Annotated in this window: 18 protein-coding genes; 16 read left to right on the plus strand and 2 right to left on the minus strand. The window is 65.7% G+C overall.

Going from position 1 to position 15,526, the window contains the following annotated elements:
* Nucleotides 1-9: 9 nt before the first annotated feature.
* The 9 genes from MJ601_RS07430 to tatC all read left to right on the plus strand — a co-directional run bounded on the left by MJ601_RS07430 (nucleotide 10) and on the right by tatC (nucleotide 7,145).
* On the plus strand, nucleotides 10-618 hold the full coding sequence (locus MJ601_RS07430; protein ID WP_242125169.1) for a hypothetical protein: 609 nt from the start codon (nucleotides 10-12) through the stop codon (nucleotides 616-618).
* 108 nt (nucleotides 619-726) lie between these two features.
* A complete protein-coding gene (argS, locus tag MJ601_RS07435) occupies nucleotides 727-2,454 on the plus strand; it encodes an arginine--tRNA ligase (RefSeq protein ID WP_242124906.1) in 1,728 nt (575 codons plus the stop codon).
* A gap of 19 nt (nucleotides 2,455-2,473) precedes the next feature.
* A complete protein-coding gene (locus MJ601_RS07440; RefSeq protein ID WP_242124908.1) occupies nucleotides 2,474-3,190 on the plus strand; it encodes an SPOR domain-containing protein in 717 nt (238 codons plus the stop codon).
* Between the two features lie 50 nt (nucleotides 3,191-3,240).
* On the plus strand, nucleotides 3,241-4,254 hold the full coding sequence (gene nagZ / locus MJ601_RS07445) for a beta-N-acetylhexosaminidase (protein ID WP_242124911.1): 1,014 nt from the start codon (nucleotides 3,241-3,243) through the stop codon (nucleotides 4,252-4,254).
* Nucleotides 4,255-4,257: 3 nt separating this feature from the next.
* Nucleotides 4,258-5,040 (plus strand): segregation and condensation protein A, encoded by a 783-nt coding sequence (locus MJ601_RS07450; protein WP_242124913.1) that lies wholly within the window; start codon nucleotides 4,258-4,260, stop codon nucleotides 5,038-5,040.
* On the plus strand, nucleotides 5,037-5,630 hold the full coding sequence (scpB, locus tag MJ601_RS07455; RefSeq protein ID WP_242124914.1) for an SMC-Scp complex subunit ScpB: 594 nt from the start codon (nucleotides 5,037-5,039) through the stop codon (nucleotides 5,628-5,630). The genes MJ601_RS07450 and scpB overlap by 4 nt, the downstream gene beginning before the upstream one ends.
* A gap of 29 nt (nucleotides 5,631-5,659) precedes the next feature.
* Nucleotides 5,660-5,893 (plus strand): twin-arginine translocase TatA/TatE family subunit, encoded by a 234-nt coding sequence (locus MJ601_RS07460; protein WP_242124916.1) that lies wholly within the window; start codon nucleotides 5,660-5,662, stop codon nucleotides 5,891-5,893.
* A gap of 29 nt (nucleotides 5,894-5,922) precedes the next feature.
* Nucleotides 5,923-6,363 carry a Sec-independent protein translocase protein TatB gene (tatB, locus tag MJ601_RS07465; protein WP_242124918.1) on the plus strand — a complete coding sequence of 147 codons (441 nt, stop codon included), beginning with the start codon at nucleotides 5,923-5,925 and terminating at the stop codon, nucleotides 6,361-6,363.
* Complete coding sequence (gene tatC / locus MJ601_RS07470; RefSeq protein WP_242124919.1) at nucleotides 6,360-7,145, plus strand: twin-arginine translocase subunit TatC; 786 nt, start codon at nucleotides 6,360-6,362, stop codon at nucleotides 7,143-7,145. The genes tatB and tatC overlap by 4 nt, the downstream gene beginning before the upstream one ends.
* A gap of 47 nt (nucleotides 7,146-7,192) precedes the next feature.
* Here tatC and MJ601_RS07475 read toward each other — a convergent pair whose 3' ends face one another.
* Nucleotides 7,193-7,321, minus strand: coding sequence for an entericidin A/B family lipoprotein (locus tag MJ601_RS07475; protein ID WP_242125172.1), 129 nt, complete (start codon nucleotides 7,319-7,321; stop codon nucleotides 7,193-7,195).
* 406 nt (nucleotides 7,322-7,727) lie between these two features.
* On the minus strand, nucleotides 7,728-8,648 hold the full coding sequence (locus MJ601_RS07480; protein ID WP_242124922.1) for a cell wall hydrolase: 921 nt from the start codon (nucleotides 8,646-8,648) through the stop codon (nucleotides 7,728-7,730).
* A 211-nt stretch (nucleotides 8,649-8,859) separates the two neighbouring features.
* Between MJ601_RS07480 and MJ601_RS07485 the strand changes: the two genes are divergently transcribed.
* From MJ601_RS07485 to MJ601_RS07515, 7 genes are all read left to right on the plus strand, one after another.
* Nucleotides 8,860-9,855 carry a cysteine synthase A gene (locus MJ601_RS07485; RefSeq protein WP_242125174.1) on the plus strand — a complete coding sequence of 332 codons (996 nt, stop codon included), beginning with the start codon at nucleotides 8,860-8,862 and terminating at the stop codon, nucleotides 9,853-9,855.
* 42 nt (nucleotides 9,856-9,897) lie between these two features.
* Nucleotides 9,898-10,203, plus strand: a complete 306-nt coding sequence (locus tag MJ601_RS07490; protein ID WP_242124923.1) for a hypothetical protein — start codon at nucleotides 9,898-9,900, stop codon at nucleotides 10,201-10,203.
* 15 nt (nucleotides 10,204-10,218) lie between these two features.
* Nucleotides 10,219-11,526, plus strand: coding sequence for a Gldg family protein (locus MJ601_RS07495; protein ID WP_242124926.1), 1,308 nt, complete (start codon nucleotides 10,219-10,221; stop codon nucleotides 11,524-11,526).
* A gap of 186 nt (nucleotides 11,527-11,712) precedes the next feature.
* On the plus strand, nucleotides 11,713-12,210 hold the full coding sequence (locus MJ601_RS07500; protein ID WP_242124928.1) for a division/cell wall cluster transcriptional repressor MraZ: 498 nt from the start codon (nucleotides 11,713-11,715) through the stop codon (nucleotides 12,208-12,210).
* Nucleotides 12,207-13,175 (plus strand): 16S rRNA (cytosine(1402)-N(4))-methyltransferase RsmH, encoded by a 969-nt coding sequence (rsmH, locus tag MJ601_RS07505; protein ID WP_242124930.1) that lies wholly within the window; start codon nucleotides 12,207-12,209, stop codon nucleotides 13,173-13,175. The genes MJ601_RS07500 and rsmH overlap by 4 nt, the downstream gene beginning before the upstream one ends.
* Nucleotides 13,172-13,822 carry a colicin transporter gene (locus tag MJ601_RS07510; protein WP_242124932.1) on the plus strand — a complete coding sequence of 217 codons (651 nt, stop codon included), beginning with the start codon at nucleotides 13,172-13,174 and terminating at the stop codon, nucleotides 13,820-13,822. Before rsmH ends, MJ601_RS07510 begins: the two co-directional genes overlap by 4 nt.
* 2 nt (nucleotides 13,823-13,824) lie before the next feature.
* Complete coding sequence (locus MJ601_RS07515; RefSeq protein ID WP_242124934.1) at nucleotides 13,825-15,525, plus strand: peptidoglycan D,D-transpeptidase FtsI family protein; 1,701 nt, start codon at nucleotides 13,825-13,827, stop codon at nucleotides 15,523-15,525.
* Nucleotide 15,526 lies beyond the last annotated feature (1 nt).

A 15,526-nucleotide genomic window follows, 5' to 3' on the forward strand; every position in this document is an offset into this window, starting at 1 on the left:
CTGACCGGAATGCTTGCCCTGGCCCTGGCGGGCTGTTCGCGGCGGGGCGAAATCGACCCCACCGGCGGTATCGTGGCCGTCCGTTCGGCCTGTCCGGTGGCGGCGATTCCGGCCCAGACCGGCGATGTCACCCTGTTCAACCCGGCGGGCAGCACCGATGCGCGGGCGATCGATGTGGTGGCGGAGATCACCAATCTGCGTTCGACCTGCGCCGATGGCGAGCAGCTCTATACCGAAGCGACCTTCACGGTGAACGCGCGCCGCAGCGATGCGGGCGCCGCGCGGCAGGTGACGCTGCCCTATTTCTCGGCCGTGGTGCGGGGCGGCAATGCCGTGGTGGCCAAGCGCGTCGGCCAGGTGGTGCTGGATTTCCCGGCAGGGCAGTATCGCGCGAGCGTGACGGCCAAGGCGGGTTCCTATGTGAACAAGGCGGCGGCCACGCTGCCCGACGATATCCAGCGCAAGATCACGGAAAAGCGCAAGGCCGGCGATGCCGATGCCGCGATCGATCCGTTCGCCCAGCCGGACGTCAAGGCGGCCCTGCAGCGAACCAGCTTCGAGCTGCTCGTGGGTTTCAACCTGACCCAGGATCAGCTCCGTTACAACGCTACCCGTTAAGCCCGTTTCACCGTTCGGGCTGAGACAAGTCGAAGCCCCTTTCTTGAAGAACAGGGCGGCCTCTCGACAGGCTCAGGGCGAACGGTCTTTGTAGGAAAGTTCGCTTCCGTGTCCCTGTACAACCGTTTCGCCGCCCATCTCGACGCCGTCCTCGACGCGCTGGAGGCCGAGGGCGCGCTGCCCGCCGGGCTCAACCGCAAGCCGGTGACGGTGGAACCGCCGCGCGATGCCAGCCATGGCGACCTTGCCACCAATGCCGCCATGGTGCTGGCCAAGCCGGCTGGCACCAATCCGCGGGAACTGGCCGGGAAGATCGTGGCGGGCCTGGAAAAGCTGGACGAGGTGGAAAGCGCGTCCATCGCCGGGCCGGGCTTCATCAACCTCAAGCTGACCGACGCCACCTGGCGCGCGGAACTGGCGGCGATCCATGCCGAGGCGGAAGGCTATGGCCGCTCCTCCTCCGGCGAGGGCGTCACGGTCAATGTCGAATATGTCTCCGCCAATCCCACCGGTCCCATGCATATGGGCCATTGCCGGGGCGCGGTGGTGGGCGATGCGCTCGCCACCCTGCTGGAGCATGTCGGGCACCGGGTGATCCGCGAATATTATATCAACGATGCGGGCGGCCAGGTGGACGTGCTCGCCCGCTCCGCGCATGTGCGTTATCGCGAGGCGCTGGGCGAGGCCGTGGGCGAAATTCCCGAAGGCCTCTATCCGGGCGACTATCTGGTGCCGGTGGGACAGGCGCTGGCCACCGAATATGGCGACAAATATGTTGGCGCGCCGGAGAGCGAATGGCTGGTGCCGTTCCGCACCAGGGCCGTTGCCGCGATGATGGACATGATCCGCAGCGATCTGGCGTTGCTCGGCATCCACCACGACATCTTCTCCTCGGAGGCGAAGCTGCAGGCGGCAGGCAAGCCGGAAGCCGCCGAGCAATGGCTGCGGGCGCATGATCTGGTCTATGACGGCGTGCTGGAAGCGCCCAAGGGCGAAACGCCGGACGACTGGGAACCGGTCGAGCTGCCGCTCTTCCGCTCGACCAGGTTCGGCGACGATCAGGACCGGCCGATCAGGAAGTCGAACGGAAGCTGGACCTATTTCGGTGCCGACATGGCCTATCACTTCCAGAAGGCGCAGACCGCAGACCAGCTGATCGACATCTGGGGCGCCGACCATGGCGGCACGGTCAAGCGTATCCAGGCGGCCGTCGCCGCGCTGACCGAGGGCAAGGCGCGCTTCGACGTCAAGCTGATCCAGATGGTCCGGCTGCTGCGCGACGGCGAGCCGGTGAAGATGTCGAAGCGCGCGGGCAATTTCGTAACGCTGGCCGATGTCGTGCGCGAAGTGGGCAAGGATGTGGTCCGCTTCACCATGCTGACGCGCAAGGCCGATGCGCAGATGGACTTCGACTTCGCCAAGGTGGTGGAGGCGTCGAAGGACAACCCGGTCTTCTACGTGCAATATGCCCATGCCCGCATTTCTTCGCTGGGCCGCCGCGCCGAGGAAGCGGGACTCGGCCTGCCCGCGCCCGACCTGTCCCGCCTTGGGACGGAGGAGCTGGGGCTGGTGAAGCTCGCCGCGCAGTTTCCGCGCGTCGTGGAAGGGGCGGCTTCGGCCCGCGAGCCGCACCGTATCGCCTTCTATCTCAATGATTTGGCCTCTGCTTTCCATAGCTGGTGGAATCTGGGCAACGACAATCCGCAGGCCCGCGTCATCCTGACGGATGACCCGGCCACCACTTCCGCGCGGCTTTTCTTGAGCCGGGGAATCGGGCAAATCATCCGCAATGGCCTCGCGCTGATGGGCGTGGCCGCATTGACGGAAATGCAATGACCGGCGGAGTTTTGGACTGATGGGCGACTATGCGCGGGGACGGCTGGACCTGGACGATGATGAGCGTCTGCCCTGGCTCGAACCCGCTATCGAGGATGAGGAGGAGCAGGGGCTCTCGCCGCTCAGGCTGCTGGGCTTCATCCTGTTCGGACTGGCGCTGATCGGCGCGGTCGTCGCGGGCGTCTGGCTGATCCAGAACCGCTCGGGCGGTGCTGGCGGCGAGGGCAAGCTGATCGCCGCGCCCGCCGGCGACTACAAGATCCCGGCCCAGGAGGCCGACGCCAAGAAATTCGACGGCGAGGGCGACGCCAGCTACGCCGCGAGCGAAGGCGTGGCGCGCGACGGACGAATCGATCCGACGCGGGTGCCGGAGGCGCCGATCACGCCCACCGGCGCTGCCGGCAATGCGAGGCCCGCCGTTTCCGGCAAACCCGCGCAGAGCGTCACGGCAAAGGTGGCCGATGAAACCAACGTGAAGCCCGCGGCGGCCGCCGCCCGGCCGGCCGGCGGCGGCACGATCCAGCTTGGCGCCTATGGCAACCAGGCCTTCGCCAAGGATGCGTGGACGCGCCTGTCCAAGCGCTTCACCTATCTGGAGCCGCTGCCCATGTCGATCGAGCAGGCGGAGGTGGGCGGCAGCACCGTCTATCGCCTGCGCGCGGCGGCGGGCGGGCAGGCCGCCATGCTCTGCGGCAAGCTCAAGGTTGCCGGCGAGAGCTGCATGGTGGTCAATTAAGGGGTCAAACCCCTTCGACAGCAGGCTTCCGAGCCGCTACCATCTGCCGTATGAAACCCGTTATCTTCGGCCTTTCCGGCGAAACACTGACTGCGGACGAGCGCGCCTTCTTCGCGGAGGCGCAGCCTGCCGGCTATATCCTGTTTCGGCGCAATATCGCCAGCAAGGCGCAGCTTCGGGCACTGACCGACGATCTGCGGGCGCTGCATGGCCGTGACGATCTGCTGATCATGATCGATCAGGAAGGCGGCCGGGTGGCGCGAATGCAGGCGCCGGTCTGGCCAAGCTTCCCGCCCGGCGCGCTGTTCGACAAGCTCTATGAGATCGCGCCCTCCAGCGCCATCGCCGCGGCGCGCGCCAATGCACGCGCCATTGCCGCCACCCTGACGGAAGCGGGAATCACCGTCGATGCGCTGCCGCTGCTCGATGTGCGGCAGGATGGGGCGAGCGACATCATGGGCGACCGGACGCTGGGCGCCGAACCGATGCGGGTGGCGGCGCTGGGGAGGGCGGTGATCGAGGGGCTGGCCGACGGCGGCGTGGTCGGCATCGTCAAGCATATGCCGGGCCACGGCCGGGCGACGGTCGACAGCCATCATGAATTGCCCATCGTCACCGCCGACGAGGATGCGCTGGCCATCGACCTTGCGCCGTTCCAGGCGCTGAAGGACGCGCCCATCGGGATGACGGCGCATGTCGTCTATACCGCCTGGGATCCCGACCTGCCCGCCAGCCTGTCGCCTTCGGTGATCGAGACGATCATCCGCGGACGGATCGGCTTCGACGGGCTGCTGATGTCCGACGATCTCGACATGAAGGCGCTGAAAGGCAGCATCCCCGAACTGGCGGCGGCGACCGTCGCGGCGGGGTGCGATCTGGCGCTCAATTGCTGGGGGCGGATGGACGATATGACGGGCATCGCCGATCTGCTGCCGGACATCACGCCGCAGGCAAGGCTGAGGCTCGATCGCGCCATGGCGTCGACCCACAGGCTGTCCGATGCGCCGCCGCTGGAGGCATTGCTGGCCACCCGCGACGCATTGCTGGCGCCGGTTCTGGTTTGACCAGTGGACGACCTTTTCACGCCCCCCGCCGTTCCGCGACCTGAAACGCTGACGGTCAGCTTCGAGAGTTGGGAGGGGCCGCTCGACCTGCTGCTGGCGCTGGCGCGGACGCAGAAGGTCGATCTGCGCGAAATTTCTATCCTTGCCCTCGTCGAGCAATATCTGGCCTATATCGAGGGCGCGCGGAAGCTGAAGCTGGAACTGGCCGCCGATTATCTGGTGATGGCGGCTTGGCTGGCCTATCTCAAGTCCGCGCTCCTGCTGCCCCGGGAAGCCCAGCCCGAACCCAGTCCCGAGGAATTGGCGCTGCGGCTGCAACTGCGGCTCCAGCGCCTGCAGGCCATGCGGGAGGCGGGGGCGCGGCTGATGGCGCGCGACCGGATCGGACGCGACGTCTTCCAGCGTGAGAAGCCAGAGGGCCTGCGCCTCGTGCGCAAGGCGAAATGGGCGGCCAGCCTGTTCGACCTGATCCAGTCCTATGGCCAGATCCGTGCCCGCACCCAGCCGGTCGTCCATATGGTTGCGGTGCGGCCGGTGATGACGCTGGACGAAGCGATCCAGCGGGTGGGAACGCTGGTCGGCGCGGCGATCGACTGGACGGCGCTTGAAGCCTTCCTGCCGACCGGGCAGGATGGGCCGATGGCACGATCGGCGCTCGCCAGCAGCTTCGTCGCCGCGCTCGAACTGGCGCGGCAGGGGCGGCTGGAAATCCAGCAGGAGGGAATTTTCGAACCCATCTTCCTGCGTGCCGCCGTGCCGGAACCGACTGCGGGGCGCCTATTGTGATCGAAGAACAGGACGACTTCCTGCGCGCCGTGGAGGCCGTGCTGTTCGTATCGGAACAGCCGCTGACACTGGCGGAGCTCAAGCTGCATGTCGGGGAGGCGGGGGATTTGCTGGCGGCGCTCACAACCCTGAGCGATCATTATGCCGGGCGGGGCATCAATCTGGTCGAGCGGGGCGGGCGCTGGCATTTCCAAACCGCCGCCGATCTGGCCCATATCCTCCGCCGCGAGAAGGACGAGACGCGCAAGCTGTCCCGGGCGGCCATGGAAACCCTGGCGATCATCGCCTATCATGAGCCGGTGAGCCGTGCCGAGATCGAGGCCATTCGCGGCGTTCAGGTGGCCAAGGGCACGCTCGACGTGCTGATGGAGGCGGGCTGGGTGCGGCCCGCGGGCCGCCGGGAAGTGCCGGGGCGGCCGCTGATCTACGCCACGACGCACGAGTTCCTCTCCCATTTCGGCCTCAGCAGCCGCCGCGACCTGCCTGGGATAGACGATCTGCGCGCAGCCGGGCTGCTTGACCCGGTTGATTTGGCACTGGAGGGGCTTGGCGCCCAATCCGTTGTGGAAAATGACGAGGAAGATGCTTAGATAAGCGGCAGTTTCAGGAGTACGTTCAAATGGGTTCCTTTTCGTTGATGCACTGGGTCATCGTTCTCCTGGTGGTCATGCTGCTGTTCGGCGGCGGCCGGATTTCCGGGCTGATGGGTGACGTTGCCAAGGGCATCAAGAGCTTCAAGAAGGGCATGGAGGACGATGACGATGTCCCTGCCAGGCCCGCCACGCGCATCGAGGGCCATCGCGTTCCGGAACAGGATGCGCCGACCGCAACGGAAGAAAAGACCAAGGCCTGATTTTCCTTCGGCCGGGGCGGTAGGCACGCATGTTTGGCATCGATTCGTCTGAGCTTCTGGTGATCGTCATCATCGCGGTGATCGTCATCGGCCCGAAGGACCTGCCCCGCGCACTCTACAAATTGGGACAGATCGTCGGGAAGGCGCAGGGCATGGCCCGTCACTTCCGCACCGGCATCGATGCCATGGTGCGAGAGGTCGAACTGGAAGAGCTGGAAAAGAAATGGGCCGCTCAGAACAAGCGGATCATGGAAGAACATCCTCCTGAGACCAGCGGCGATCCCGAGCCGTTGCCAGCACCCGCGGCGCCAATCCTGACGGACGAGGAAAGCGCTCCCATGGGTGCGGAATCGGCACCTGTTCCGCAACCAGCCGGCGAAGTCCCCCCACATGTCCCGGCCCGGCCAGCGAGCGACGGCCCGCCCTATCTGGCGCAGGAATCCGTGCGAAAGGGTGACGCGGCGGCATGAAGGACATTGACGACAGCAAGGCGCCGCTGCTCGATCACCTGATCGAACTGCGTGGACGGCTGCTCAAATGCGTCTATGCGTTGTTCATAACGGGCGCGATCTGTTTCTATTTTTCGGAACAGCTGTTCGCCATCCTGGTCCATCCGTTGAAGGAAGCCTTTGGCGACGGTGGTGGGCGGCTGGTCTATACCAAGCTTTACGAAGCCTTTTTCGTGCAGGTGAAGATCGCGGTTTTCGGGGCGTTCTGCCTGTCCTTCCCGATCATCGCGAACCAGCTCTGGGCCTTTGTCGCGCCGGGCCTTTATGCCAAGGAAAAGCGGGCGCTGCTGCCCTTCCTCATCGCCACGCCCTTTCTGTTCGCCATGGGTGCGTCCCTGGCCTATTTCGTCGTGATGCCGACGGCCTTCCATTTCTTCCTGAAATTTCAGGGAAACAGCAGCGGGCTGCAACTGGAGGCGCTGCCGAGCGCGGACGCCTATCTGGGGCTGGTGATGCAGTTCATCCTCGCCTTCGGCGTCAGCTTCCTGATGCCGGTGCTGCTGATGCTGCTCAACCGCGCCGGGTTCGTCAGCCGGGCGCAGCTGATCGGGCTGCGCCGTTATATGATCGTCGCCGCCTTCATTCTCGCGGCGGTGCTGACGCCGCCCGACGTGGTGTCGCAACTGATGCTCGCGGTGCCGCTGCTGTTGCTGTACGAATTCACGATCATCGCCATCTGGTTCACGGATCGTAAGCAGGCCAGGGAACTGGCTCTCGCGGACGCGGCCGACGCCGCTAACTGATGGGAAAGAGGCCCGTCCAAAAAAGGGCGGGCCTTAATTTCGGGCGGTTATTTGGCGGCGTTTTCCACCGCCTCGCCAGCGCTTTGCACGTCTTTACCGGCGCCTTCCACCGTGTTGCAGGCGGCGACCATCAACGAACCGGTCAACAGCAGAGCGGCTAGGATATTCCTGGTCATCATTATCTCCTTGAAACTTGTCATTTTTCCGCACTGCTTTTGGCGCAGGGCGATATTCCATCCGGCCGGATGATCCATGCCGGCGACCAAGGAACAACCCGCCGACGGAAAAAGCGTTCCGCGCGCGAAAATATCTCTGATTTCTGAGGGATAGGCCCAAAAATTCTGAGCCCGGAACGCGTCGGGGGGGGGGAGATGCGTTCCGGGCTCATGTTTTTTTGGATAGCAAGAGCGGGGGGCAAAAGATTTGCTATCCGGGGTGTAGAACTATCGGTGAAGCCGTTCGGTTCCGCCGGTTCCAAAAAAAAATCATTATTTATATGCGTTTATTTTTCAAAGGCTTGGATAGTTTCCTGGATGCTAACCATGAAAATGCCGGGCGGCCGCCGGAAAAATGGGGGCGGGATCAGATCAGGGGGCGACCGCTGTTGCGGAATTCGGGCCGAATGGCGGACTGCGGCAGGGCCGGTCCGTTGACCGGCGCGGTCATGCCGGCAGCGGCGTCTGTTTTGGGAAGATCGGGCGCGGGCCTCGATGGCGCCATGTCTGTGATCGGCAAGGGAAGGGGAGGTTTGATCCACGCCGCCCGCGCGGGTCCGGATTGGGTTTCCCGGCCCAGATAGACCGCGCGGAAGGCGGAAGCGGCGCCGCCAGCCCCCGATGCCCGGTAGAAGATATGGGCGCCGATCACGGCAACGGGCTGCATGGCATTGGCCCAGTCGGGGCGGACCGCCAATGTGTGATAGAAGGTGGCGAGTCCGACGGGTTCGTAAACCCGGCCCGCCAGGGCCAGGGCGGCTATGCGCCGGGCGCGAGCCCAGCCTTCGGCACTCGCCAGGCGCACCATGGAACCGTCGCAACTGAAGGTGAACTGGCAACGGGCGTCGGTGCGTTCCGACCCCTCATAGATGACGCCGCAGATGCTTTTCGGCCAATTGGGGTTGCGCACGCGGTTGAGGACGACCTGGGCTACGGCGCGCTGGCCGTCCTCCGGCTCGTTCCCCGCTTCATAATAGATGGCGGAGGTCAGGCAATTGAGCGCGCGATAGCTGTCGAGCGCCGTCAGCCCGCGGAACGCCATGGCGGGCGCGGCCTGCACCGCTTCCAGGCCCATCACATGTTCGCTTCGGATCGTCGCGACGCCGGGAGCGGGATCGAAAGCGCCCTGCGCGAAGAAAAAGGCCGAGCCGGGAAAATTGTCCCCCGGCTTTTCGGCAGGATCGCTCTCGCTTGCCGACGTGGCGAGCAGGTCGAGCGGCGCGGCGGTGATCAGGCGCGGCGCCGCCAGCGCGACCAGCGCCAGCGCGGCGACGGCGCCATGCCCCATCGATATTGCCCTGCTCGCCAAAGGCCGGTTTTCCTCGAAATATCCACCTGCTGTCCTGGTTTATAGGGGAAAAGCCCTGCCACTTCCTCATCGGATTTCGGCCTGTCCCGGCCTGGGACAATCACAAGGAGGCACGTTAACAATCGGCGCTTTCAGCCCGGCAGCAATGTGTTGCTTGGCAAGCGCGCATCTGGTCCGCTATGCGGGGGTGATGCTGGTTCAGAAAGATAGCCTTGCCCTGATTGGCAACACGCCGATGGTGCGCCTGACCGGCCCGTCGCAAGAGACGGGCTGCGACATTTACGCCAAGTGCGAATTCGCCAATCCCGGCGCCTCGGTGAAGGACCGCGCGGCGCTGTTCATCGTCAACGATGCCGAGGAAAAGGGGCTGTTGAAGCCCGGCGGAACCATTGTCGAGGGTACGGCGGGCAATACCGGCATCGGCCTGGCGCTGGTCGCCAATGCCAAGGGGTACCGGACGATCATCGTCATGCCCGAAACCCAGAGCCGCGAGAAGATGGATACGCTGCGCGCGCTGGGCGCGGAACTGGTGACGGTTCCCGCCGCGCCCTATTCCAATCCCGGCCATTTCGTCCACACCTCGCGCCGTCTGGCGGAGGAAACGGAGGGAGCGATCTGGGCCAACCAGTTCGACAATATCGCCAACCGCAAGGCGCACATCATCGGTACGGCGGAGGAAATCTGGACCCAGATGGATGGGCAGATCGACGGCTTCACCTGCGCGGCGGGCACAGGCGGCACGATTGCGGGCGTGGGGCTGGGTCTCAAGGCCCATGACGAGAATATCACCATCGCCTTGAGCGATCCCCATGGCGCGGCGCTCTATAATTATTATGCCCATGGCGAGTTGAAGGCGGAGGGCAATTCGGTGGCCGAGGGTATCGGCCAGGGCCGGATCACCGCCAATCTGGAGGGCGCGCCGATCGACACCCAATTCCGCATTTCCGACGAGGAAGGGCTGCTCTGGGTGCGGCGCCTGCTGGCGGAGGAAGGGCTGTGCCTGGGCCTCTCGTCGGGCATCAATGTCGCGGGCGCGGTGGCGCTGGCGAAGCAGTTGGGACCAGGCAAGCGGATCGTCACGATCCTGTGCGATACGGGTTTCCGTTATCTTTCAACCCTTTACAATCGCGAGTGGCTGGAATCGAAGGGCTTGACTGTCTTCCCCTGGCTCGCGCAAACTCGTTGACCGCCGACACGGGTCGCGGCGGCAAAGAAAAAAGAGCAGTTCATGGCTGAAACACCCCGCCAACAGGAAGGGTTGCAGCGTGTCCAGATCGGCCTCACGGGGCTGGCGGGCGTGGTGTTGCTCGTGGGCCTGGCGAATATCGTTATCGACAAGGCGCGGATCGACGATCCGGCCGTGCCGCCACCGACCGTGCCGACGGTGGACGTCAATGCCGTCTCGCCCAAGGAGCCGCTGGCGGAGCTGGGCGTGCAGCCTGCGCCGGAACAGGCGCCGATCGTGCCGGATTTGCAGCCCGACCCCAATCTCAAGAAACCGATGGATCGCGAGATTCAGCCCGCAACGCGCTGATCCCGGCCCTGCCGCTTGAAATTCCTGCTCCGCACATGGCTGATGCTGGCTTTGCCGGGGCTGCTGGTGCTGCTTGCCGGCTTGCCTGCCCTGCTGCGGACGGGGCAGGTCGATCCGCGCGGCTGGATGCTGCCTGCGTTGCTGCTGGTTCCGGCGGCCGCTCTGCTGAAAAGATGGCGGGGTGAGGGTGCGGCCTGGTGGGCCGGGCTGGGCACGGCCGGATCGGTCCTGTCCTGCGCGTTCCTGGCGAGCTGGCGGGTTCCGGCGCTGGTGCCGCTGCTGTGGTGGATCGGCGTCCTGATCTTCGCGATCCTGGCCGGTCTTGCGTTCGAGGGGGGAGGCAATCCCGCAGGGTCAGGAGTCGGGTCGCGCCGTCCGGACTGGGTTGCTGCCTTCGCGGGAACACGGCCCATAACCGGACTGGGACTGACCCTGCTGGCGCTGGCGATAGGCTGGCTTGGCAGGGACGCGCCTGTCGAACCTGTGCAACGGCGGCCGGAACTGGCAGTGATCAGCGGCCTGCCGCTCTTCTGGCGCGAGGGCGAGCGGGGATTGGCCGCCAGGAACGACGCGCCGATCGTCACGGTTCTTCGCCAGCGCTTCACGGTGACGGCTCTCGACAGTCCCCTCGCGCTGGAAAGGGGCCGGGCCAGGGCGCTTTTGCTGGCCCAGCCGCGTGCCTTCTCGATGGATGAACTGGTCGCGCTCCATGGCTGGATCAGCCGGGGCGGCAAGGCTCTGATTCTCGCCGATCCGCAATTGCGCTGGCCGATGGACCTGCCGCTCGGCGACCGGCGCAGGCCGCCGGCGGTCAGCCTGCTCTCCGCGATGCTGGAAGTCTGGGGCGTCAAGCTGATGCCGCCTTCCGCCGGAGCGGGGGAGGAGCGCCATTTCCTCGGCGATGGGCGGATGCTGACCGTCTATGCCGCCTCCGCTTTCGAGGATGCAGGTCCCGATTGCCGCATCGCCGGGCGTGGGCTGGTGGCGCGCTGCCAGGTGGGGAAGGGGACGGCGACCATCGTGGCCGATGCCGATCTGATCGACGACCGGCTCTGGCTGGCCGATCCGGCCGCGCCGCTCGACCCCGGCCAGTGGACCGCCGACACGCCGCAATTCGTCGCGCAGGCCCTGGGCGCGGAGCTTGCCGCAGGGCGCCGCTGGGTCAGGTCGGGTGACGCGCTGGTCCATGCGGTCCGCTGGGCGTTCCTGGCCGGGATTTTCTGGGCGGCCCTGGGCGCGGTGCTGTTTCGCCGGAGGAGTCGGGAGCATTTTGGCCCCTCCGCGCCACGGCCTGCCCTCCTGAAACCGGAAATGGGAGACTAAATACCAGAACAAAACAGGATTTCCCGGCTTATCCCAAAATATCCCTTTTCTTGAACCCCGGGGCTTGGTATTTGATGGCCATAGGGGTTTGTCAGGCTTTGCTAGTCCTGTTGCCCGGGTCGCGAATGGCGCATCCGGACGGCGATGGCCTGCGCCCTCGGAAACGGATGGGGCAGCAGTCCAAAAGTGTCGGAAGTCATTCTCTATACGGGCAACGCGTTCAGCGTCGCGGACGGCAAGGGCCGTTTCGTGCTGCCCCTGGAGATGCGCCGGCAGGTCAAGCTTTCCAGCGGCAATGAAACGCGGCTGTTTCTCTCGGTCCATGGCGGCAACCCCTGCGCCACGGGTTTCGGAGAATCGCACCGCCGCCATCTGTTCACCGAAGTCGAGGAACTGGCCCGCGAAGCGCGTGCCGCCGGCCGCGACTATGATGCCGACCTGGAGCTGGAACGCCGCCTCGGCACCATCGAGGAGGTGAATTTCGACGAAGGCGGCCGCTTCGCCATGCACCCCGACATCAAGGAGGAATATGGCATTGCGGACGCCGTCTTCTTCTACGGCGTGGGCCGTTACATCCAGATCTGGAAGCCCGAGACGCTGGTCGACAGCAAGGACCGGCCCGAACTGATCCGCAACAAGGTCCGCCGCTGGCTCGACCAGCGCGCGGCGGGGGGCGGCAAGTGAGCGCTTCCCCCGGCCATGACCGCCATATCCCGGTTCTCATCGACGAAGTGCTCGACGCCCTCGCCATCAACCCCGGCGAGGTCCATGTCGACGGCACATTCGGCGCGGGCGGCTATTCCAGCGCCATGGCGGGCAAGGGGGCGAAGGTCTTCGCCTTCGACCGCGATCCCGACGCGATCCGCGAAGGGCAGGCTCTGGCGGATGAGAAGGGCATCACCCTCATCCCCGGCGAGTTCTCGCGCATGGAAGGGCTGCTGGCGGAACGCGGCGTGACCTGCGTTTCGGGGGTGACGCTGGATATCGGCGTCTCCTCGATGCAGCTCGACCGGCCAGAGCGCGGCTTTTCCTTCCAGGGCGACGGGCCGCTCGACATGACCATGAGCCGGAGCGGGATGAGCGCCGCCGATTTCCTGAACACCGCCCCGGAACAGGAAATCGCCGATATCCTATATCGCTATGGCGAGGAGCCGCGTTCGCGCCGGGTGGCGAAGGCGATCGTCGAGGCGCGCCCGCTGGTGCGGACCGGCCAGTTGGCCAGCGTCGTGCGCCGCGCGCTAGGCCACAAGCCGCATGACAAGAAGGATCCGGCCACCCGGACCTTCCAGGCGATCCGCATCCATGTGAATCGCGAACTGGAGGAACTGGAGCGCGGGCTGGAGGCGGCCGAGGCGATGCTGGAGGAAGGCGGGCGGCTGGCGGTCGTCACCTTCCATTCGCTGGAGGACCGCATCGTCAAGCAGTTCCTGCGCAACCGCAGCGGCGGGGAGTCGGGCGGCTCGCGCCATCTGCCGCAGAAACAGGCGGGGTCTTCGCCCACGTTCGAAAAGCCCGCCAAGGCGGTGCGGCCCGGACAGGCGGAACTGACCCGCAACCCCAGGGCCCGATCCGCCACGCTGCGCAGCGCCATCCGGACTGCCGCCCCTGTTTCGTCCCGCCCAACCCAAGACAGGAATCCCCGCTCATGATCGCGGTCAAGAGATTGCAGAGCCTGATCTGGATCCTGCTCGTCGCGCTGGGGGCGCTGGGGGCCTATATGGTGTCGCTGAAAGTCGCGACCGAGCGCAACGAACTGATGAAGGTCCGCGTCCAGATCGCGCGGGCGAAGGCGGATATCCGCTATCTGGAGACCGAGTTCAGCGCGCGGGCGAACATGCGCCAGCTCGAACGCTGGAACCAGGACGATTTCCTCTATGCGACGCCGACCGCCCAGCAATATCTGGCGGGCGAGCGCGCTCTGGCGCATCTGGACGGCGTGCAGCCCAACGGGCCGGACTATGTCGCGCCGCCGGTGATGGTGGCGATGGTGCAGACCCCTGCCGACCTGCCCTCCGCGCCGCAGGCCGCCCCGGCGAGTCCCGCCCCGGCCCAGATCCGCAGCGACATCGCCGTGATCCGCGAGGCGCACGCCGCCGACAATGTCGACAGGATCGCGGCGGCCCCGGCCAAGACCGCCAGGGAAAAGGCGAAGGACGACGCCGACACGTCGAAGCCCAATCCCGTCGCCCGCCGAGCCGAGCGCATGGCGATGCTGGACGCCAAGTTGCTGGACGACAGCACCATGGGCGACATCAGCGCCCACGCGAAGCGGGAACGCGCCAAGGGGGATCGCTAAAAATGGCGACGATCATCGTCCAGCCGGGCGGCGCCAGGGCGGGCAAGCAGCGGGTCGACCTGACCGCCATCGCGCATAACCGGCTGATGCTGCTGCTGATCCTGTTCATGCTGATTACCGGCGTTGTGATCCTGCGCCTGACCTGGGTGGGGATTTTCGCGGGCAATGGGCAGGGCGGCGACATGGCGGCGGGCGCGCCCGCGCGGGCCGATATCGTCGATCGCAACGGCGTGCCGCTGGCGCGGACGATGGACGCCTATTCCATCGCCGTGCGCCCTTCGAAGCTGATCGGCGATCCCGGCGAACTGGCCCGCAAGCTGCACGAAATCTTCCCGGATGAACCGGAATCGGCCTTCTACAAGAAGCTGACCGGCCGGGGCTGGGCCTATCTGCGCCGCCGCGCCTTGCCGGAGGAGGTCGCGGCGGTGAACGCGCTGGGCGAGATCGGCATCGAATTTCCGCGCGAGAAGGAGCGGCTCTATCCGCAACGCACCTTGGCCGCGCATGTGCTGGGCTTCGCGCCCAATGCGGACGGCAAGGGCGGCATGGGTGTGGAGGCCGCGTTCAACGACCGGCTGACCGATCCGGCGCTGCGCGGCCAGCCCTTCGCCATGTCGATCGACAGCCGGGTGCAGGGCGCGCTGGAGAGCGAACTCTACGCCCAGCTTGTCCAGACCCATGCCAAGGGGGCTGGCGGCGTCATTCTCGACGCCAACACCGGCGAAGTGATCGCCATGGCCTCGATCCCGGTCTTCGATCCCAACAAGCTGGAAAATTACGCGGGCAAGACGTGCAGCGAATCGCCGCTCTGCAATCATATGGTTCAGGCGCGCTACGAACTGGGCTCGGCCTTCAAGCCGCTTTCCATCGGCGCGGCGATGGACCGGGGGATCGTCACCTCCATGTCCAAGACCTATGATGCGACCGCGCCGCTCGCCATTGCCGGTTTCCGCATCAAGGACGACCATCCGCTGGGCCGCTGGATCAACGTGCCGGAGATTCTGGTGCACAGCTCCAACATCGGCACGGCGCGCATCGCCGACCAGATGGGCGCGGAGCCTTTGCAGCATCTTTTCCGGGAGTTGCACTTCGACCAACGGGCCCCGATCGAACTGAACGAACGGGCCGGGACGCTCTGGCCCGTCAATTGGGGGCGAATCACCACGCTCACCGTCTCCTACGGCCATGGCATCGCCGTAACGCCTTTGCATCTCGCTTCGGCTTATGCGGCGCTGGTCAATGGCGGGCTGTGGCGGCCCGCTACGCTGCGCAAATTGAAGGCGGATGAGGTGCCGGAAGGCCGCCGGGTCTTTTCCGCCGCCACCAGCGCGCGGATGCGGCAACTGTTGCGGATGATCGTCGCCGCGGGTACAGGTCGCAGCGCCGACGCCAAGGGATACCGGGTGGGCGGCAAGACAGGTTCCGCCGAAAAGCCCCAGGAGGGCCGGTATAACAAGACTTCGCTGGTGACGACTTTCGCTTCTGCCTTCCCGATGGACAATCCGCGCTATGTGGTCCTCGTCACCATGGACGAGGCGACGGGCCAATATGGCCTGCGCACGGCGGCCTGGACCGCCGCGCCGGTGGTGAAGCGGGTGGTGGAACGCACCGGGCCGATGCTGGGCGTGTTGCCCGACGAACGCCGCGACGTCGATATTTCCGACCTCATGCCGTTGCTGCACGGCGACAAGGAGAAAGAATAGA

This window comes from Sphingobium trunci (assembly GCF_022664535.1).
Lineage (GTDB): Bacteria > Pseudomonadota > Alphaproteobacteria > Sphingomonadales > Sphingomonadaceae > Sphingobium.